General features: G+C 39.1%; 15 protein-coding genes. 9 read left to right on the forward strand and 6 right to left on the reverse strand.

Features of this window, described 5'->3' with window-relative positions:
* Positions 1–200 precede the first annotated feature (200 nt).
* Together ABD985_RS20515 and ABD985_RS20520 are read left to right on the forward strand one after the other, a co-directional pair.
* A complete protein-coding gene (locus ABD985_RS20515; protein WP_345375097.1) occupies positions 201–2,396 on the forward strand; it encodes a 7TM diverse intracellular signaling domain-containing protein in 2,196 nt (731 codons plus the stop codon).
* Positions 2,397–2,525: 129 nt separating this feature from the next.
* A complete protein-coding gene (locus ABD985_RS20520) occupies positions 2,526–3,128 on the forward strand; it encodes a DUF4230 domain-containing protein (protein ID WP_345375098.1) in 603 nt (200 codons plus the stop codon).
* A 337-nt stretch (positions 3,129–3,465) separates the two neighbouring features.
* On the opposite strand, the gene ABD985_RS20525 is transcribed toward ABD985_RS20520, so the two are convergent.
* Positions 3,466–5,790, reverse strand: a complete 2,325-nt coding sequence (locus ABD985_RS20525) for a TonB-dependent receptor (RefSeq protein WP_345375100.1) — start codon at positions 5,788–5,790, stop codon at positions 3,466–3,468.
* A 320-nt stretch (positions 5,791–6,110) separates the two neighbouring features.
* On the opposite strand from ABD985_RS20525, the gene ABD985_RS20530 reads away from it, so the two are divergent.
* The gene (locus ABD985_RS20530; RefSeq protein ID WP_345375102.1) at positions 6,111–8,900 is read left to right on the forward strand and encodes a phosphoenolpyruvate carboxylase; all 2,790 of its coding nucleotides are present in this window, start codon (positions 6,111–6,113) and stop codon (positions 8,898–8,900) included.
* 250 nt (positions 8,901–9,150) lie between these two features.
* Here the strand turns inward: ABD985_RS20530 and ABD985_RS20535 are convergent, their stop codons facing one another.
* Positions 9,151–9,663 carry a hypothetical protein gene (locus ABD985_RS20535; RefSeq protein WP_345375104.1) on the reverse strand — a complete coding sequence of 171 codons (513 nt, stop codon included), beginning with the start codon at positions 9,661–9,663 and terminating at the stop codon, positions 9,151–9,153.
* A 319-nt stretch (positions 9,664–9,982) separates the two neighbouring features.
* On the opposite strand from ABD985_RS20535, the gene ABD985_RS20540 reads away from it, so the two are divergent.
* Entirely contained in the window at positions 9,983–11,239 is a 1,257-nt protein-coding gene (locus ABD985_RS20540) for a replication-associated recombination protein A (RefSeq protein ID WP_345375105.1), read from the forward strand.
* A gap of 125 nt (positions 11,240–11,364) precedes the next feature.
* Here the strand turns inward: ABD985_RS20540 and ABD985_RS20545 are convergent, their stop codons facing one another.
* Positions 11,365–13,041 (reverse strand): alpha-amylase family glycosyl hydrolase, encoded by a 1,677-nt coding sequence (locus ABD985_RS20545; protein WP_345375107.1) that lies wholly within the window; start codon positions 13,039–13,041, stop codon positions 11,365–11,367.
* Between the two features lie 204 nt (positions 13,042–13,245).
* Between ABD985_RS20545 and ABD985_RS20550 the strand changes: the two genes are divergently transcribed.
* The 3 genes from ABD985_RS20550 to ABD985_RS20560 all read left to right on the forward strand — a co-directional run bounded on the left by ABD985_RS20550 (position 13,246) and on the right by ABD985_RS20560 (position 16,265).
* Entirely contained in the window at positions 13,246–14,628 is a 1,383-nt protein-coding gene (locus ABD985_RS20550) for a DNA recombination protein RmuC (protein WP_345375109.1), read from the forward strand.
* 350 nt (positions 14,629–14,978) lie between these two features.
* The gene (locus ABD985_RS20555) at positions 14,979–15,347 is read left to right on the forward strand and encodes a SiaC family regulatory phosphoprotein (protein ID WP_345375111.1); all 369 of its coding nucleotides are present in this window, start codon (positions 14,979–14,981) and stop codon (positions 15,345–15,347) included.
* Positions 15,348–15,464: 117 nt separating this feature from the next.
* Positions 15,465–16,265 carry an SDR family oxidoreductase gene (locus ABD985_RS20560; RefSeq protein ID WP_345375113.1) on the forward strand — a complete coding sequence of 267 codons (801 nt, stop codon included), beginning with the start codon at positions 15,465–15,467 and terminating at the stop codon, positions 16,263–16,265.
* A gap of 46 nt (positions 16,266–16,311) precedes the next feature.
* Here the strand turns inward: ABD985_RS20560 and fabG are convergent, their stop codons facing one another.
* Positions 16,312–17,064 (reverse strand): 3-oxoacyl-[acyl-carrier-protein] reductase, encoded by a 753-nt coding sequence (gene fabG / locus ABD985_RS20565; protein WP_345375115.1) that lies wholly within the window; start codon positions 17,062–17,064, stop codon positions 16,312–16,314.
* A 327-nt stretch (positions 17,065–17,391) separates the two neighbouring features.
* Positions 17,392–17,595: a PspC domain-containing protein gene (locus ABD985_RS20570; protein WP_345375117.1), complete on the reverse strand. Its 204-nt coding sequence runs from the start codon at positions 17,593–17,595 to the stop codon at positions 17,392–17,394.
* 420 nt (positions 17,596–18,015) lie between these two features.
* Here ABD985_RS20570 and ABD985_RS20575 point away from each other — a divergent pair, with 420 nt between their 5' ends.
* Positions 18,016–18,210 (forward strand): hypothetical protein, encoded by a 195-nt coding sequence (locus ABD985_RS20575; RefSeq protein WP_425550447.1) that lies wholly within the window; start codon positions 18,016–18,018, stop codon positions 18,208–18,210.
* Between the two features lie 145 nt (positions 18,211–18,355).
* Positions 18,356–19,297 (forward strand): polyprenyl-phosphate transporter, encoded by a 942-nt coding sequence (locus tag ABD985_RS20580; protein ID WP_345375119.1) that lies wholly within the window; start codon positions 18,356–18,358, stop codon positions 19,295–19,297.
* A gap of 95 nt (positions 19,298–19,392) precedes the next feature.
* On the opposite strand, the gene ABD985_RS20585 is transcribed toward ABD985_RS20580, so the two are convergent.
* Positions 19,393–20,664 carry a M16 family metallopeptidase gene (locus ABD985_RS20585; protein ID WP_345375121.1) on the reverse strand — a complete coding sequence of 424 codons (1,272 nt, stop codon included), beginning with the start codon at positions 20,662–20,664 and terminating at the stop codon, positions 19,393–19,395.
* Positions 20,665–20,762 lie beyond the last annotated feature (98 nt).

Raw genomic sequence — 20,762 nt, forward strand, 5'->3', positions numbered from 1 at the left:
TCCTTCCTCCTTTATCCTTCCTCCTTTATCCTTCCTCCTTTATCCTTCCTCCTTTATCCTTCCTTAGAGTACAGCTACATCTTTTTTTAATCATATTTTTAATTAGAATAAGATTGCATCCCCTATAATAAATTTTAATTTTACCGTTATTAGTAATGGTAATTATACATAATGTGCATTTGTCTGTATAAATGCCTTTAATGCCCAAGATATCTCAACGCATGCTTCGACTACTTCTTGTAGGCAGCCTATTGCTCACATTGCTTTCAGCAAAAGGTGCTCTACCTAACACACACATACGTCAACAGGAGGCTATACGGCTTACCGATAACCTCCGTCACTATACTTCTTTACCTCTATTGACTTTCATTGACAGCAGCAGAGTAAAGACACTGGAAGACGCTATACAACGATTTGAAAAAGGAAATACACCAACGCTTCCCCCTAGAGTAGGAGGAGGATACCCTATATGGTATACCTTCAGATTACACAATGCCAGTGAAGACACCAAATGGGACTTATACTTCAAGGATCGATTGCTTAGTACTCCTAATTACATCTACGTCTACTACCAAAACGAAAGCATGCACTCGGGAGTAGACTTTGCGCAAAATGGTTTTTATCTTCCTTTTTCCCAACGACAAAATGCAGAGGATTACAAGCGTATCACGTTGGATCTTGTTCCTGGAGAAACCTACCGAGTATATGTCAAGGCGGTCAACATTCACCAGAGTCCCTTGCCTACAAGTATTAACTTGGAACAACACAAAACCTGGAGCGATACTTTCCTGAAGCAACAAGCTCGTAAAGGATTAGAAGAAGGTATACTACAAGGCATGATTTGGATTTTCATCATGTACAATGTTGTTCTCTCGATTATGAGCCGGGAAAAGATCCATTTATATTATGGCTTATATCTTTTCTTTGCGGGCTTATACTTCTTATATCGTAGTGGCTACCTTCAATACTTTCCACCTTTTCGCTATCAGCCCGAACTGATCAACTATATGTGGACTACGTCCCTGTTAGCCCCTGCCTTTTTTATCTTATTTATTAGAAAGTTTCTTTTTGTAAAGAAAAACTTCCCCACACTGGATATCGCCTTAAAATACATTGCCTGGCTTGCCATAGGAATCTATATCCTGGAGTCTATTATTTATACCATTACCGAAAATACCAGCTTACTCAATCAAATCAATACATATAGTTTCGTAGCAGCCGTAGTAGGGATCATGCTTTGTTTTCTCTTACCTATCAAAATGAGAAACCCTCTTGTGTACTACTTTATGTTTGGCTCCTTGACCTTATCATTTGCTGCCATTACGGGAGTATTTACGGAAAATTACTACTTGACCAAAATAGGACTAATGATTCAAGTCGTGACCTTTACAGTAGGTATGGGGCACCGTATCCGAGAGAATGAGAAACAAAAAAATAAGGCTCAAGCCTCATATATCTCCCAACTAAAAGAAAACGAGAAAATGCAGCGGGATGCTAAAAGGGAGCTAGAGGCCAGAGTACAGGAGCGTACCGCAAAGATCGAAAAACAAAAAGAAGAGTTACTTGCCCAAACAGATAAATTAAAGGAAGCCAATGCCAAGGTACAATACCAGTCTCAGCTTCTAACAGAGAAGAACCTTAAGATCGTTGATAGTATTAACTATGCTCAGCGTATGCAGGAGGCCTTACTTCCAGACTTATCCAAAATAGCGCTCACCCTTCCAAATACCTTTGTTTTCTTCAAACCTAAGGATATTGTTTCTGGTGATTTCTATTGGTACCATGCAAAGGATGGAAAATCATTTCTAGCTGCTGTAGATTGTACCGGACATGGGGTACCAGGTGCCTTTATGTCTCTAATTGGATACAACTTACTAGACCGTTTTGTCAAGCATGAAAACTATTCTATGCCTGGAGAAATCCTTGACCAAATGCAGATAGGAGTACAACAAGTCCTTAACCATACCACGACCAATAGAAGAGATGGTATGGACATGGGAATCTGTATGATTGATCACCGAGAAAATAAACTTTATTTCGCTGGTGCTAAAAATCCTCTTTACTACATACAAAATAATCAGCTTGGAGTACTTAAAGGCGAGAAACAATCTATTGGAGAGAACACCCGAAAAGGACACTCCTTCCCTACCCATATCCTTGACCTTAATGAATCAACCACGATCTATATGGCTTCTGATGGGTATCAAGATCAATTTGGAGGACCTGAAAAACGTAAGTTCCTACGCAAGCACCTGAAACAGGTATTACATAGCATTCATCACTTACCAATAGAAGATCAGTCGCTACTATTGGAGGATAGATTAAGTAAATGGATGGAGATGGGAAGAGAGGCACAAATTGACGATGTGCTAGTAATAGGATGTAAAGTTTCCTAAGGGCCTTAGGGAATCACTGAAAAGAATAGTACCTATTTTCAGAAGATCTACCTATATTTATAGTTTGCATTACTTTGCTGCTTATATTCAAAATTGTATGCGAATCATAATTGTAACTGACTGAACCAAATGAAATTCAACCGATTTTTTCCATGGATACTTGTTTTTAGCCTCTTTATCATATTGATCTATGTACAATTTGAGCAAATATATCCTTCCACCAAAACAGAAAGTGTCACTGGTGCAGTAGTACATCGTTTTGAGGAATTGGGTAAGTTTGAGGTAATCAAGTACAATATTGCTGATGTATTAGAACTGAAAGAAAAAAGTGGCAGTTGGTTTATCCCTGACCATGAAGTCATGATGATTCTAAGAGGAGAAGCTGCAGGCTGTATTGACTTCAGGCGTATTTCGCCTAGAGATGTACAGTCAATCAATGATACATTATACATTGCTCTCCCCCAACCAGAGATTTGCTATTACAAATTGGATATGCAAAAAACCAGAGTATATGATCGCTCTATCGGCAGCTTTATCAACCAAACTGAATTGGTTAATCGCGCCTATAAGATCGGAGAAGAGCGTGTACTGCAAGCTGCGTTGGAAGAAGGCATACTCGATCTTAGCAGACAAAATGCCTATAAGATCTTACAACCTCTTTTTGAGGAGTTAACTAAAAAGCATGTGGTGATTCAGTTCAAGCATGAGCAGAATATTAAGCCAATGGATTAATAAAATATAAGTAATCCCTTATTAACAGATGACTTAGTTTTCTGTTGATTTATTGCTTTATCGATACCTCAAAAGCTTTTTATAAGCTTCTTCATTTTTTCCTTGATGAAAAAACGAAGCAAAAAAATCAAGGCTTTGAAGAATTTGCCTAATTTTCAATCGCAAAAGCTAAAAATTCCAAACTCGCTACGCTCAAACAATGGAATTTTCTTAACGCTTTTACGATTAAAAATTTTAACGGCAATTCTTCAAGGCCATTTTTTAATATATAAAGGTACTTTTTAAACAAAAAACATGAGCCATACCTTAAAGTTAATGTGAGATGACTCATATTTTTTTACATAAATCCACCGCCACCATTAATCTGTCTCTTTCTACCTTTCATCTTCATCTTTCCGAAACGGTAAGAGAAAGAAGCTCTCAAGATAGGATTTTCACTGAAGTTTTCTTCGTATTGAGTGAATCCATCATAATAGGTTGTACTTCTATTCCCGTTAAACACAAGGTTCTCTGCACTAAACGATAGATTGCCCTTTCCTTTTAGCACAGGCTTATTCAAGGTCAAGTTCACTCCGTAAGCATAGTCACGAATACTCTGTACTTCGATATTTCTACCATCCAGCCTTGCATTCACCAATAGTTTAAACTGCTTTGGCAAACGGAACGTAGAGTTCATCTTTGCTTTCCAGTTGAAGAAAATTTCCTCTGGAAGGTCATAGGCCTCATAGTCAAAATCGAAGTGATAAATATCGACCCCTCCACTAATATTCCACCATTTTGTTAAGGAAACATCTCCTGAAAGAGATACACCATAATTGGCTGTCTTATCAATATTTCGGTGTTGGATCATATTGACACCTAGTTCCTCATCAAACTCCGTCACGGCTCTGATCACATCTGTACTCAAACGAGTATAAACACTCGCACTCAATGAGTATCCTTTTTGACTCGTGTTATAGCCCATCTCAAAAGAGTTGGTATACGCAGGCTGTAACTCCTGATTACCTACCATGATATTTTGAGGATCTCTCATGATGGCTAGAGGCAATATCCAGTCAATATTTGGCCTCCTGATACGACGGCTATAACTAAAGCTTAGGTTTGTGCTTTCGCCCATTTTTTGCTGTACATGCAAAGAAGGGAACAAACTAGAATACTCAATCAATGGCTCATCACTACTGATATTAGTGTTCTCATAGCGTAAACCAGCCTGAACTGTCGCCTGCCCTATGTTAGTAGACAGTGTGGAATATGCTGAATGTCTGCTTTCCACGTAAGGAAACCCAAACGTTGTTTCTTCCCCCTCAAACTGCTGTCTATTATCTGAACTGGCATCAACAATCACCGATTCTACTCCGGTCTCCAATTTATAGCGATCAGCAAATGTATGGTTATAATCTACCTGTCCTTCATAAACTAACCACCCAGCCTCAAAAGCACTACTAAAATTCAACCCTGTTGCTTCACTGAATGATTGAAAATTCACTTCTCCTTTGTCTACTGAGAAGTCCAACTCCAAAGCACCTTTTGTGAAATCTTTATGGTAATTTATATCTGCTGTTCTGGAAACTCCCTTTGAACCCTGCTGACCAGTACCTACAATCTGTTGTATTAGCTCTCCATTAGAGAGGAACTGTTGCTCAAAAGACGATGTTCCGTTGAAGTTCCAGGCATTTTCTCTAACATAGGCTGACACTACACTACTGGAATCAATGAAGTAGTCTACATTAAACTTGTAGTAATGAAACTTAGGATGTTGTACGCCTTCATTTTGCTGAATCAATTCATCACTACCATTGGCATAATTTCTTTCAAAAGAGCCTTCCCTAAGGAACTGAGCATTTCTTGCAGCCCCTGCCAAGCTTACTCCCCATTTTCCAGAACGATAGTTCAAGCTTCCATTTCCATTATACTTATGGTTCCAGCCGATACCCGCTCCTACATTACCGTTAATACCTTGTAGTTTGTTTCGCTTAGTGACAATATTCACAATACCGGACAGTCCTTCTGGATCATACTTAGCGGAAGGGTTGGTAATCACCTCTACTCTTTCTACACTTTCTGGAGGTAACGACTTCAATACATCAGCCACATTACTTTGAGATGGCTTTCCATCAATCAGTACACGCACATTTGAATCTCCTCTCAAGCTTACGTTACCTTCTCCATCTACACTAATCTCAGGAATTTTATCCAGGGCATCTGTTACAGAAGTGCTTCCGGCAGTTAGTGTCTCATTCATATTGATGACTTTCTTTCCTACCTTATATTCAACCTCTACCTTTTCTCCAGAAACGGTCACCTCTTCCATCATTTTCTCTGAACTGGCTAACGTAATTACTCCCAGATCTACCTCTTTATGATCCTTATCAAGTGTCACGGTAGATTCATAGGTTTCAAAACCAATAAATTTTATAGAGATCGTATAGGTTCCATAGGTTACTTTATTGATTTCAAAAGAACCGTCCTCTTTAGTCAAGGCTCCTGTCACAGGCTTATCATTTTGTAATAGCGCTACTGTTGCATATCCCACAAAATTATCGGAAGATTTTTCCTTTACGATTCCTTTAACGGTACCTGTTTTTCCGGCCTCTTTGTTGGGTTCACCGGCAGAAACATGAAAAGAGATAAAAAATAATAGAATTGGCAGTAAATGTTTCATCTGTGTATTTAAATTAATTTGACAACTGCCACTCTATATGCCAACGAAAAGCCAAAACTCACAAAGTATTATAAATCAATGATTTAAAACTTTAAAAAATATTAAAAAAGGAGGATCTATTGTTCACAGACAGTACGCATTGTTCATTTTCGAACATAAAATTTAACCATTTTTACAAAAATCATCCTGTCAAGATAATTCTTCTCATCATTTTCTGGGATTTAACGACGTAATTTTCCAATTGGATATACAAAATTTTATATTTACTATCCGCAACCAAATAACTTTAAGAAAAAAACGACCACAATAGGCAAATCATTATGAAGCAAAACAAAACTGTCAGTATCCTGAATGAAGTCCAGGATAAGATAGGCAAGCCTTACAAAGATCTTGAGTTTCTTTTACAGTGTTTAAAAGAAGTCCTAGAGGAAAATGGAGAGAAAGAACTAGCTAAAAATATTCCTTGGATCAACTCCAATCCTACACTAAAAAAAGAGACCGTAAACAGTAAACTCATCCAACTTTACTCTCTTTGCTTTCAGCTCCTGAATACGGTAGAGGAAAACGGTGCCGTACAGCAACGAAGAACCAAAGAAAGCGAGGAGTCATTCACAGCCATCAACGGTCTGTGGGGAGAGCGAATCAAGTCATTAAAAGAGGCTGGCCTTACAGAGACTCAAATTGCTAAGCACCTTAAAAATATTATGATTGAGCCCGTATTGACGGCTCACCCAACGGAGGCGAAAAGAACGACTATTCTTGAGCATAACCGTACCATCTATCTTCAATTGTTGAAGAGAGAGAACCAGATGTATACGCAGTTTGAGCAAAACGAGAACCGCGAGCAAATCAAAACGATGCTAGACACCCTTTGGAAAACGGGTGAAATCTATATTGAGAAACCACAGGTACAGGATGAGTTGCGCAATATCATGCACTACCTGACCAACGTATTCAACAAAGCCCTTCCTATCTTGGACCGCCGTCTGCAGCAGGCATGGGTAGAGAATGGTTTCTCACCTAAGACCATTGCTAAGGTGTCTGACCGTCCTAGAATCTCATTCGGAGACTGGGTAGGTGGTGATAGAGATGGACACCCATTTGTAACGGCAGACGTTACCAGAGAGACGCTAAAAGCATTGCGTTTGAATGCGATTATTATCGTTAGAAGCGCATTAGTAGACTTGATTGGTAAAGTGAGTTATTCTTTAAAGGTAGAAGATACTACTAAAGAATTCCAGGCTCGTCTAAAAGTTATGTTGGAAGAGACTGGAGAGGATGGCTTGAATGCTTATAACAGAAATAAAGGAGAGGCCTTCCGTCAGTTTATAGCGCTATGTCTTTTGAAGCTTCCATTGATGGCTGATGGAGAGCACAATATGGCCCTTTCAGAAAGAAATTACTCTTACTTCTATTCTAAGGACCTTAAAAACGACTTGATTCTTCTACAAGAAGCTATCGTCAAAATCGGTGCAGAACGCGGCGCTTACAGCTATGTAAACGATGCGATCCGTGTGATTGATACTTATGGGTTCCACCTAGCTAAACTTGACGTACGTCAAAATAGTAGCTTCCACGATAAGGCGATCTCTCAGCTGATGAAAGCCGCTTCTATGGAAAGCAACAACTTTGCCGAGTGGAATGAGGAGAGAAGGTTAGTATTCTTGAACAGTGAGTTGCAATCGAGCAGACCGTTCACGCATCCAAACATGAAGTTGGAAAAAGAGGCTCAAACGGTCACAGAATGCTATAATACAATTGCTGAGCAGGTAAATAAATACGGACTGAACGGTATCGGGGTATTTATCGTGAGTATGACCAGAAATGTCTCAGACCTATTGTCAGTATACCTATTGTGCAGAGAGGCAGGTCTAACGATCCAAACCGAAGAAGGATTGGTATGTAAGATTCCTGTTGTGCCATTGTTTGAAACGATTGATGACCTTCAGGCCAGCCCACAAATCATGCAAGGCTTCCTGGATCACCCAATCACTAAGAGAAGTTTGGAATACCAACGCCAATTACACGGATGGGACAAGCCTCGTCAAATGGTAATGGTAGGATATAGTGATAGTAACAAGGACGGTGGTACATTAGCCAGCCAGTGGTCATTGAACTTCGCACAATATCGTCTGACAGAAGTAGGAAAGAACCGTGACATGTACGTTCACTTCTTCCATGGTAAAGGAGGTTCTATTAGCCGTGGTGCAGGACCAACTAACTGGTTTATTCAGGCGCTACCACACTCTGCCGTAAGTGGATTTATGCGTTTGACAGAGCAAGGGGAAACTATTGAGCAGAAATATGCCAATATGATGAACGCCAGCTACAACCTTGAGCTATTGATGGCCGGTACTGCCGCTGCCACCATCAAGGACAAGTACTCTGAGCGTACCTTGTATCCATATTCTAAGATCTTCTCTTGGATGGCTGAGCATAGTAAAGTGTTGTACACAGAACTATTGAACCATCCAAACTTTATACAGTACTTCAGTGAGGCTACTCCTATTGATGCTATTGAGTCTAGCCGTATCGGTTCTCGTCCGGCAAGACGTACCGGTAAGCGTACACTGGGTGACTTGAGAGCGATTCCTTGGGTATTTAGCTGGAACCAATCTCGTTGTAACCTTACCAGCTGGTATGGAGTGGGTAGCACACTAGAGAAACTGAAAAAAGATAAGCCAGAAGACTATAAACGTCTAAAAGAAGGCTTGAAAACAGATCCTTTATTGCGTTACGTATTCACCAACGTAGATACGAGTTTGGCAGCGACGGATGAGCACATTATGGAAGCTTATGCGGAACTGGTAACAGATGCCAAAGCTAAGAAAGCCATCTTGAAGCTATTGACGACTGAGTTGTCGAAAACCAGAAAGATGCTGGTAGAGCTTTTGGAAAGACCATTTGAAGAAAGAAGACAGAACCACTATTACTCTAACCTTCTTCGTTCAGAAGCACTTCGTCTATTACACGAGAAGCAAATCGCATTGCTACAAGAGTGGAGACAGCTGAAGAATGCGGAACCTGAGAGTAAAAAGACGGAGGAAACACTCTTCAACCTACTTGGTTCAATCAATGCCATTGCTAGTGCATTGAGAACTACTGGTTGATACCTATCCGCCATCGATATAAAAAAACAGCCAATACGTCTTTTCGTATTGGCTGTTTTTGTTGAATCGTTGAATTGAGCTTCGCTCGTTGATTCGAGTTGAACTGTTGTACGAATTTACTTCTCAATCAACAGTTCACACGCCATGTAATGGTCGAATCAACGATTCAACGTATTCACGCAGTGAATACAATTCAACGATTCAACATAGCTAGCGAGCAGTTTGAGTATTAAGTATCTTGAAGATGCTATCAATCCCCTAACTCCTTAAGAGACTGCAGATCAAAAGCCAATAAGCATTGTTTCATTTCTTCCTCGTCCATATCTGGAGACACTGAACGAACAGCCACCTGAAATCGTCCATTCACTAAAATGGCCAACCCTTTTTCTCCGGTAACGATTAAGGGATACTCTTCTTCCAGTAACAACACCTTATCCATTTTATATTTTGTTAAAATAGTCGGTTTATTAATCAAATCTACTACGGATAGGGTCGCTAATATTTTTTCTCCTTTCATCAATTTAGCCTGAGAGGCTCCTAGGTTATTATGAGTTTCAATAACCCTATAAACATCTCCTGATTCAGGAAAATATTCACTTAATACCATCCCTTTGTACAGCTCTTTATTATTTTCTCCCCTAAAGATTCCTTCTTCTCCCAACGACAAATCCGTGTCTAATTTTCCGTCTTTATTACAGCCATAAAACAGCAAGCTACATATCAATAATAAATAGGTCAAAGAGTAAGGAATAGAATTTTTCATAGTTAAGCTGGGTTAATGAGCGTTCTTCAAGGTAGTTAAGGTTACTATAGTCGTTAAGATTGAAGCTGTCGCATGATATCAGTTTATCGGTTACCGTTTATCGCTTATTGTTTATAAGCAATAAACGGTAACCGATAAACCTGTACATTATCCCGCAGATAGCGACAGGATTAACCTTACACACTATATATTCAAAATTCAGACCTTTCGACAATCTTCTAATTACGTATTTGTAATTATTGAGATTAAAAGGATTTTCCTACTTTGCAGACTTTTGGAAATACATTGAATCTGTCTTCTTTTTAATTATATCATTCCTATGAAAGCACCCCTTTCGGAGCGCCTCAGGCCCCAAACCTTGGACGAAGTTATCGGTCAGCAACATTTGGTCGGACAAGATGGCCTTATTCGTAAAATGATTCGAAGTCAACGATTACCTTCTATGATCTTGTGGGGACCTCCTGGTGTAGGGAAAACAACCCTCGCTCAATTACTAGCCAAGGAGATGAAGCGTCCCTTCAAAACACTTAGTGCAATTAGTGCAGGGGTAAAAGACGTAAGAGAAGTCATACAGCAAGCGGTACATAGCTACAATACCATCCTTTTCATTGACGAGATTCATCGCTTCAATAAATCTCAGCAAGATGCCCTTCTAGGTGCTGTAGAAAAAGGTATTATTACGCTCATAGGAGCTACTACTGAAAATCCTTCTTTTGAGGTCAATGCGGCACTTTTGTCCCGCTGCCAAGTATATACCCTAAAAGCCTTAAAGAAAGAGGACCTGATCGCCCTGATACAACAAGCGATTCAGCAAGATTCTTATCTAAAAACAAAGAATATTGTCCTCGAAGAAACGGAGGCTTTACTCAATATCTCAGGGGGAGACGCTCGTAAGCTTCTTAATCTATTGGATTTGCTATGTGATACCGACCAAAGTAACATTACGATCACTAATGCTTTGGTGATGGAAGCGGCACAGCAAAAGACCGTTATCTATGACAAAAGTGGAGAACAGCACTATGATATTGTCTCGGCCTTTATTAAATCCATTAGAGGTTCTGATCCCAATGCAGCACTCTATTGGCTCGCTCGTATGCTGGAAGGTGGAGAGGATATTAAGTTTATTGGTAGAAGACTTATTATTTCAGCTTCTGAAGATATCGGCAATGCCAACCCTACGGCATTGGTCATCGCCAACAATTGCTTCCAGGCCATCACTACGGTAGGTATGCCTGAAGCACAGATTATTCTATCACAAGCGGTTACTTACCTGGCCACTTCTGCCAAAAGTAATGCTTCTTATATGGCAATTAAACAAGCCAGAAAACTCGTACAAGAAACAGGCAACTTACCGGTACCATTGGCGCTTAGAAATGCCCCTACCAAATTGATGAGAGAACAAGGCTACGGCAAGGGGTACCTCTATTCTCACAGCTATGAGGGTAACTTCGCCTCTCAGGAGTTTATGCCCGAAAGTCTTGAAGGCTATAAACTATACCAACCAGGAGGTAGTAAACGAGAACAACAAATGAATGCACAGTTGAAAGCCTGGTGGCAGGATAAGTATGGGTATTAATCGTTAAATCGATTTTAACTCTCCATTACTAAGAAAACTATTCTTCATTATTAATTCTTCATTCTTCATTAAAAAAAGGCCTACAGATCACTCTGCAGGCCTTTTTCCATCATCTATTCCGTTGATTACTTCGATAACAATACTACTTCGTATTCTGTATCCAACGCTACTTTTCCACCTTTTACCTCTACCTCTTTACCAGAGTAATGGTCTGTCAGGCGATCACCATCTGTAAATACACCATCTACAGAAATCTCTTTCTTTCCTTTAGCCAAATCAAGGCCAACAACTACTTTGTCATTGACATTGTTCTCTTCATAAGTTCTTGAGAATACATAAGGAGATTCTGTTAGCATTTGGTGACGTCCTGCGCCAATCGCTGGGTGCATTTTTCTGAATGTTCCTAGCTTTTGGTAATGCTTAAGTACATCCGTCATTTTGTTTCCACTTACTTCTCCACCTTTCTCTAATCCTTCCCAATCCATATAAGAACGAAGATTAGCATCACCATCAGCACCTTCTACTTTCAATACTCTACTGATCTCATCACCATAGTATACTTGTGCTCCACCTGGAGAAAGTAACAATCTATTGGCTGCAAAGAATGGATTCTCACGTTCTTTATCGTAAGAGTTGCCATCATCATGAGAGGTTAGGTAGTTTAGTACCGTATACTCTGCCATTGGACCGTGAAGAATTGTATCATACTTTGTGAACATCTCCTCGTAAGACAGCTGTTGCGTATTCCAGATAAACTCAAAGTTGATCAAGCTATTAAATCCATGATCAAAGTAGTTTACGGCAGTATCTCCAAAATTAAACATCTGTGCATTACTGATGCTATAGTTATACACCTCACCCAACATATGGAAATCATTATCATCCAATACTTTTGATGGGTTTGCTTTTTTCCATTCTGCAAATGCTCTATCCGCTTCTTTTTTCAAATCAGCCCATACGCCCGGCTCTGTATGTTTTACCGTATCTACACGGAAACCGTCTACTCCATATTTACGGATAAGATCCGTTAACCATTTAATGATATAATACTTAGGTGCTCTTGGGTAACCTGTTTCTTTGAAAAAGGCATCCAAAGAAGCTACCTCGGCTTCATAACGACCTTCTTTCTTCCACTTCTCTACCAACATAGGAGGTAGCTCTACATCCTGCTCTGAACCTGTGTGAATATCTGGTAGATTTTCTACCAACGTACAGCTTACGGTAGACTCATAGTCCTGATACTTACACTGAGGTGAGGTTCTTACCCACTCCTCTGGCCAAACTGGATCTACCTCGGTCACAGGCCCCGTATGGTTAATCACTACATCCAACAAAACACGAATACCGTGAGCGTGTGCCGTCTCTACCAGCTCCGCCAACTCCTCTTCTGAACCAAAGTTAGGATCAATACTTGTCCAATCACTTGCCCAATAACCATGAAAAGCATACGTATATCCTGTTCCTTCATCTACCCCACCATGAATTTGCTCCGCTACAGGAGAAAACCACAAAGCAGTCGTTCCTAATTTATCAAAATAACCTTCCTCTATTTTCTCGGTAATACCCTTCAAGTCACCTCCCATGAATCCTCTTAATTTGGCCGCATCTTCGTTGCGTTCAAACTGCTGATCATTCTCTTGATTACCGTTGTGGAAACGATCGGTTAACATAAAATAGACATTGGCATTTTCCCAGATAAATGGGGCTTTTACTTCTGTCGTTTCTTGTTGTTGTTGTGCTGGCTGACAACCGATTAAACCTGCTGCGAGCAATGCGGCTGCCTTGATTATTTTATTCTTCATGTGAGGTGAAAAATTATTATTATTCCATTAAATTATATACACAATACTACATACCACCCCTCAAGAAAAAAAGAGTATAAATCAATATTTCAAAAGTAAAATAAATACAACCGGTTGCGAAATGAAATAATTTTCCTTTTGGATTTCAAATCGCAAAGAAATGTATCTTTGTAGAAGCATCTTATACTGAAGACCTTATTTTTTATGGAAATACTCTCTTTAATCATCTCACTACTGACACTTTTTGTGGCTTTATTTTTACTATGGAAACAGACGCAAACCAAAGGGGCGCCTATATTAAAAGGAATCACTGAGCTAATCCAACAAGAGCAACGTAATAGCCGAAATGAGCTTGCAGGAGGATTAAGGGGTAACCGAGAAGAGTTCTCTCGTAACATCCATACATTTCAACAAACTTTTTTGCAAATTCTTCAACAGCACAACCAACAACAACAACAATGGCTCAATAGCATGACCCACAAGGTGGAGCATCAGCTACAGCAAATACAAGCTGAGATGAAGCAACAATCTACGGAGAACCGAGAAGAACTCCGTCAAACCCTGAAAGCTTTTCAGGAAAGCTTCACAGCCAATGTAGATGCATTTAACAGCTTACAGAAGGAGCGCTTTGGCATTATGGAAAAGATGCAAAGTGACCTTGTACATAGTACAGAAAATAAGCTGGAACGCATGCGAGAAACTGTGGATGAAAAATTACATAAAACATTGGAAGAAAGGCTTGGACGCTCTTTCCAGCTTGTCAACGAACAATTACAAGCAGTACAAAAAGGACTCGGTGAGATGCAAAATCTTGCAACTGGTGTCGGAGACCTTAAAAGAGTCCTCACCAATGTCAAAACAAGAGGGGTATTAGGCGAGATCCAACTAGGTAGTATCCTAGAACAAATCATGTCTCCAGAACAATATGAGGCCAATGTCAAAACCAAAAAAGGCAGCAATGATCTCGTGGAGTTTGCGATTAAGCTACCCGGTAAAGACAGTAAAGGGCAAGAGGTATTCCTTCCCATTGATGCCAAGTTTCCACAAGAAGCTTATCAGCGCATGCTACAAGCACAAGAAAATGGTGATATAGAAGCCTCTGATAAAGAGCGAAAAATATTGATCAGTAGTATCAAACGATTTGCAGCTGATATTCGAGATAAGTATATCGACCCTCCTTATACCACCGACTTCGGAATTATGTTCTTGCCTACTGAAGGACTATTTGCTGAAATTGTACGAGAACCGGGGTTAGTTCAAGTGCTTCAAAACGACTATCGCATTATTGTCACCGGACCTACTACGATGGGAGCAATGCTAAACAGCCTACAAATGGGTTTTAAAACATTGGCTATACAGAAAAGAAGTAGTGAAGTATGGGAAATTCTGGGAGCTGTAAAAGCCGAATTTGGAAAATTTGGCAATGTATTGGAAAAAGCTCAACGAAAAATTAATGAAGCTAACACAGAACTTGATCGCCTGGTCACTACCCGTACCAATGTGATTAACCGTAAACTAAGAGATGTACAGGAATTACCACAAACGTGGGAGGATACCCCTGAAAAATACCTCGATAAAATCGATTGATTCACATATCGTTGTACTTTGGTAAAAAAAAATAGTGTTTTATCTCAGAAAACATTGACATTCACCCTTTTATTGAATTATATTATTGAAAGGTATTAGTGTTAGATATTGGGAATTCACAGAAATATTTGAGAAAATATCATATGTTTTTCCCAAAAACATCTAACTATTTCCTCCTCACTTTGTTTTAGTGAGTGGATCTTAGTTTATACTTCTTTGCTCAAGTGCATTTGAAGTATAGATCATTAACAAAACACTACTATTTCTTTTCTTAAGAAGGAACATTCGACTCCATTGCTTACATCTTTAATGTTCCTCTTATTTCTCATCACACTTCAACATCACTTACTATGGCTATTATTCAAAACCCTACCATCGACATGAGCCTTCCCAAAGGACATATCTGTATTTCTGGTTATGCTAATAACTACTCTCCAGAGGTCTTCTTTCAGCCTTATTTTCAAGCTCTGGAGAATTATCTAAGCAATCCTAAAAAAGTAACAGTCTTTGATATTTCTTTGGAAGCTCTTAATACGAGTAGCATCTTCCTACTGATGAAATTACTGAAACTAACCGAATCTATACCTGAGAAATCTGGAAAGGTTCTGGTACGTTGGTTTTGGAGGGAAGACACTTACTATATGAAAGAATATGGAGAAGACTTTAAAGCAATTCTCAATATACCTGTCAATATAATCAAGCAAGACATACAAGCATAAAAGCAATCATAGTGCTTGTTTAAAACTACATCCTATAAAAAATCCAAAAAATTTCCCATTTTAGACATACCCTTAAATTTTTCATGTATCTCCATGCGGAGACTAATAGCTACTAACATGACAAAACAAACAACTGTCCTAATCACAGGAATGTCTAAAGGAATAGGAAAAGCAATTGGAAAAAAATTACTACAGAAAGGATTCCATGTTATTGGAACTGCTCGAAATCCCGAGAAAATCAAAGATCCACTGGAGGGAGCGCACTACCTTCCATTGGATCTTTCAAACCAAAAAAGTGTAGACAATCTCATCCAATCCATTCAGGAAAAGCCTATTGATATCCTTATTAATAATGCTGGGCAATCGCAGATAGGCCCTGTAGAGGAAATGGATATCGATAAATACCGTTATCTCTTTGAGGTGAACTTCTTTGGAATGATACAACTTACTCAAGCAGTTCTTCCACAAATGCGATCTCGTAAAAACGGTTGTATTATCAATATAGGATCACTCGCTGGTCGTTTTGCTCTTCCATACCAATCCAGTTACTGCTCTACAAAGTTTGCCGTATCCGGATTTACGCAATCGTTAAGAAGTGAAATGAAAGACTTTGGTGTAAAGGTAGCTTTAATAGAGCCCAATGATATCGGTACAGAGATTACACCTGAACTCAATTGCCCTGAATCCTCAGCATACTTTCCTTTATTGAGCAAAGTATACCAGCAGATCAATAGCAATATGGGAAAAGCGGAGTCTCCTGATGTCATCGTAACAGCTGTCCTCAAGGCTATAGAAAAAGAAAATCCAGCGCCTATTTATGTTGCCGGAGGAAATGCGGGATTATTGAAGCTAGCCCAACGCTTGCTTCCTGACAGAATCGCTGAAAAAATTATTCGAAAAACCTATGAGTTGGGGTAATTCATCCAACGTGATGCGAGATATCGCATCACGTTGGACACTATGATTAAGTATTCATACCACCGTTGATCTCAATTACTTGACCAGTGATGTAAGAAGACATATCAGAAGCCAAGAAAGCTGTTAGATCAGCAACTTCCTCTGCTTTACCACCACGCTTCATAGGGATATTCTCTACCCAAGCAGCAATTTGTTTTTCGTCCAATGCCCCTGTCATTTCTGTTTCAATGAATCCTGGAGCGATCACGTTACAACGGATATTTCTTGCACCCAACTCCAACGCAACTGACTTAGAGAAACCAATGATACCAGCTTTAGAGGCAGCATAGTTTGCTTGTCCAGCGTTTCCTCTAACACCTACTACAGAAGACATATTCACGATAGAACCGAACTTCTGCTTCAAGAACGTTCTTAGAGAAGCTTTTGTCAGGTTGAATACTGATTTCAAGTTCACCTGAACCACTTGGTCAAACTGCTCTTCAGACATACGCATCAACAGCGTATCCTTTGTGATCCCCGCGTTATTCACAAGAGCATCCAACGTTCCAAATTCAGCAGTAAATTCTTTAATCAAGTTTTCAGCATCAGCCATGTTGGATGCATCAGAACGAAAAGCAACACACTTTACACCTTTTTCAGAAATCTCAGCTGCCAAGGCTTCTGCTTTTGGTGCTGAAGACTCAGAAACATAAGTAAAAGCTACATTTGCTCCCATGTCTGCACATCGCTCTACAATTGACTTACCAATACCTCTGGCACCGCCTGTAATCAGAAGATTTTTTCCTTCTAGTAATTTCATGATTTTTTAAAAAGTTAAACAGGAAGTCTTGCCCTTAAAAAGAACAATCCTTCCCTTTCTCAATACAATTTGTGATATGTTTCTCAAAGTTATAAAACCTACCCAATTTGAAAAGCCTTCCTTAAAACAAAAAAGGTGCCCAGGAGTATTTATCTCTCCTCAACACCCTGGTTGTTTCATAGGTATAAGATTTATTGTGTTTCTATTCAGCGAAATCATAAGCGGCTTACTGATTATCGCTTAACGTTTATATCACAAATAGTGACACTACAGTCATAAACTCATCAGATCTTATACATGATATATTTAATCATTCTTCATTCTTCATTAAAAATTATCGAACCCTTCTTCTTGTGGTACGACAAAAGCTAATATGGCATAGATCACTACCGGAGTTCCTACTCCAAATATTGTTGCAAAGACAAAAGCTAATCTCACTAGGGTAGGATCCACCTGAAAATAGCGGCCCAAGCCTCCACATACACCAGAAAGTACTTTGTTGGTCGATGATCTTACTAATTTATCAGTCATGATTTTACTTGCTTTATTAATTATTTGACACTTTAATAATAGGGAATGAACATTTACGAAATAATGAAAAAGTTCTATTCCGAGGGTTAGGTAATAAGCATAATAGGGCATCTCCCTACCATGCCTATTGAAGAGGTTATGATTTTTACATTTCTTGTAACTACATGTAATTAATTACGGAGATAACCTTATTCGGGTTACATAAATTCATTAATTTCAACAATTACAATAAATCTATTATGGCTATAATTACACTTTTTTAGACATACTGAAGACCTACGTACTCCAATTAGGAAGAAGCAATACCCCTAACAATTATTAATGCTATTCGTTATAATAGTAAAGTGACAAAAGATACTAGCGGTATAACACAAGATTAGCTATCTTTGCATTATACAAACCTCTGAACATATTAATGTTATGGAAAATATATTGCCAATTTTATTGGGAATAGGCGTTTTAGCCCTATTCTTTTTATTAATGTCTGTGAAATTAATCTTCAAAAAGGATGGTAAGTTTGAAGGAACTTGTGCATCTCAAAGTCCTTTCCTCAATCCTGAAGGCAAAACATGTAGTTATTGCGGGAAGGACCCCAATCTTTGTGAGAATAAATAAGACAGATAGCCCATTTGGCTAAAAAAGGATCCGATGAAAACATCGGATCCTTTTTTATATCTAAATATATTGAGAATCAATAGACATTTTCTATCATTGTGGTCCAAATGTTATTGCTTACATACAAGCCTTTTCAATCGAAACCATGAAAGAGAAATTTTTAATCTACCTAAAAGGAATAGGTATGGGGGCTGCTGATGTAGTTCCAGGAGTATCAGGGGGCACCATTGCCTTTATTACAGGTATTTATGAAAACCTACTCGATGCCATTCGCTCCGTTGACTTACAAGCCCTACAACTACTTCTTAAGTTCGACCTCAAAGGGCTATGGACAAAGGTTAACGGTCCTTTTCTGCTTCCCCTTATGGCAGGAATATTCACGGCTATATTTACATTAGCCAAGCTGATGCGCTTTTTGCTCTCCGACTATCCTATTATGATCTGGTCTTTCTTTTTCGGGTTAATCATTGCTTCAGCATTATTGGTTAGCAAACAAGTCAAGCAGTGGGGTGTTCAAAGCATTATTGCCTTATTAATTGGAACAGTGATTTCCTACTATATTACGATAGCGGCACCTGCAGAAGCACCTGAAGGATTAGGATATATATTTTTGGCAGGAGCCATAGCGATCTGTGCCATGATTCTTCCGGGAATCTCAGGCTCTTTCATCCTACTATTATTAGGGCAGTACAATCGAGTACTTACTGCTGTTTCCAACTTAGATATTACCAAGATCGCCACCTTCGGAGCCGGTTGTGTAGTGGGTATTTTAGCCTTCAGCAGAGTATTACACTTTCTATTGAAACGCTATCATGATGCTACTGTCGCTCTATTGACAGGGTTTATGCTAGGATCATTAAATAAGGTATGGCCTTGGAAAGAAACAGTCTCTACTTATACGGACCGTCACGGGGTTGTGAAGCCACTTATAGAGGAAAATATTTTACCACAATACTATGAAGGAGAGAACCATTTGGTGTTAGCAATCTGCTTAGCATTTGCTGGTTTCTTTATGGTTTATGGTATCGAAAAAATCGCTGAGAAGTTTAATACTCCTAAAAGAGAGGCTGTTCATACGGAAGGGTAAAACAGTCTACTATAACGTCAAAAAAAGTAAGGGCGTTCACAAAGAACGCCCTTACTTTTTACCTTTTACCTTTTACCTTTTACTTTTTACCTTCATTACCCTACTCCTACCTCTACAAAAGGTCCTCTATAATACTTTTCTGCAATCTCTTTAACCTGTTCTACTGTGACCTGATTAACTCTATTCACATAGTGATCATAATAGTCAAAGGCATAGCCATTCAGGTAAAGCTGCTTCATATAAGTGAGAATCGAGGTGTAGGAATTAATAGACATCACAAAACGTCCGATCATATAGTTCTTTACCAGAGCTAACTCCTCTTGCTTTACGCTTTCATTAACTAATAACTCCAGCTCCTTATAAATCTCCGTAAAAGCCTCTTCTTTTCGACTTTTCTGTACGTCAGCAGCAACCATAAAAAAGCCTTGTTGCTTGGTATTATATTTTCCTGCATAGACACCATAGGTCATTCCTTTGTGCTCCCTCAGGTTTTTCATTAATCGTGAGCCAAAGTATCCTCCTAGTATCTCATTGGTAACCCCAAAGGCTGTGCGTTCCCGACTCTCAATACCAAAAGTTGTTCTTCCTACTCGAACGGCTGTCTGCACGGCATTATCTTTTTCCAAATAGACCTTCTTAGAAGCGGTCAACTCCACAAAAGAAGGATAAGCAGGCTCAATACTTTTTGCGCTTACAGAAAGTGTTCCTACTGTCCTATTCAACACATCTATATCTTCCTCCTTTACAAAGCCCGCACAGAATACTGTAAAAGGTTGTCCTTTAATTGCCACATCATAATAATGTTTCGCTGCATCTTTAGAAAAAGCCTGAATTTCCTCTATACTCAAGTCATAAGTATATGGATGCTCTTTTCCATAAATAGCTTGTTGAAAATGGCGAGTTGCTAACACGTTATTCTTCTCTTCATTAACCTTTTTGTTCTGTAGGACAATATTTCGAATATGCTCAAAGTCCTCATCAGGAAAAGCACTTTCAGTGAGAATATCCATCAGGATTTGACAAACCTCCAACAAGTATTGATTCATGACATGAACCTCAACGGTGAAGTGGTCATAGGATGAATGTGCCGTTACGGACGCCCCATAATACTCCAGTTTTTCACTCAGTTCACTGCTACTCATAGTAGACGTTCCTTCTACTAACATCTTACCAGCAAAAGTGGCTTCTCCTTTCTGTTTTTCAATCAACCGCCCTCCTTTAAAAATCAATTGTAACGTTAATACCCGCTCAGGATATACATCCAAAGCATATAATTCAATACCATTTTTCAATACTGTCTTAACTGGTTTTGCCAATGGAAAATCACTGACAGAGTAAGCGATAGGAGGCGTTGTTCGATCTAGCATAGTTTGAGATGGTTTATGTCGTATTTTTATTGATTGATGGCTTTGTTGCAACGAGTCTATACTCTCTAAGGCTCGTTGCTTATTTTTAAATTTTGAAC

Source organism: Algivirga pacifica (assembly GCF_039543525.1).
Taxonomy (GTDB): Bacteria; Bacteroidota; Bacteroidia; order Cytophagales; family Flammeovirgaceae; genus Algivirga; species Algivirga pacifica.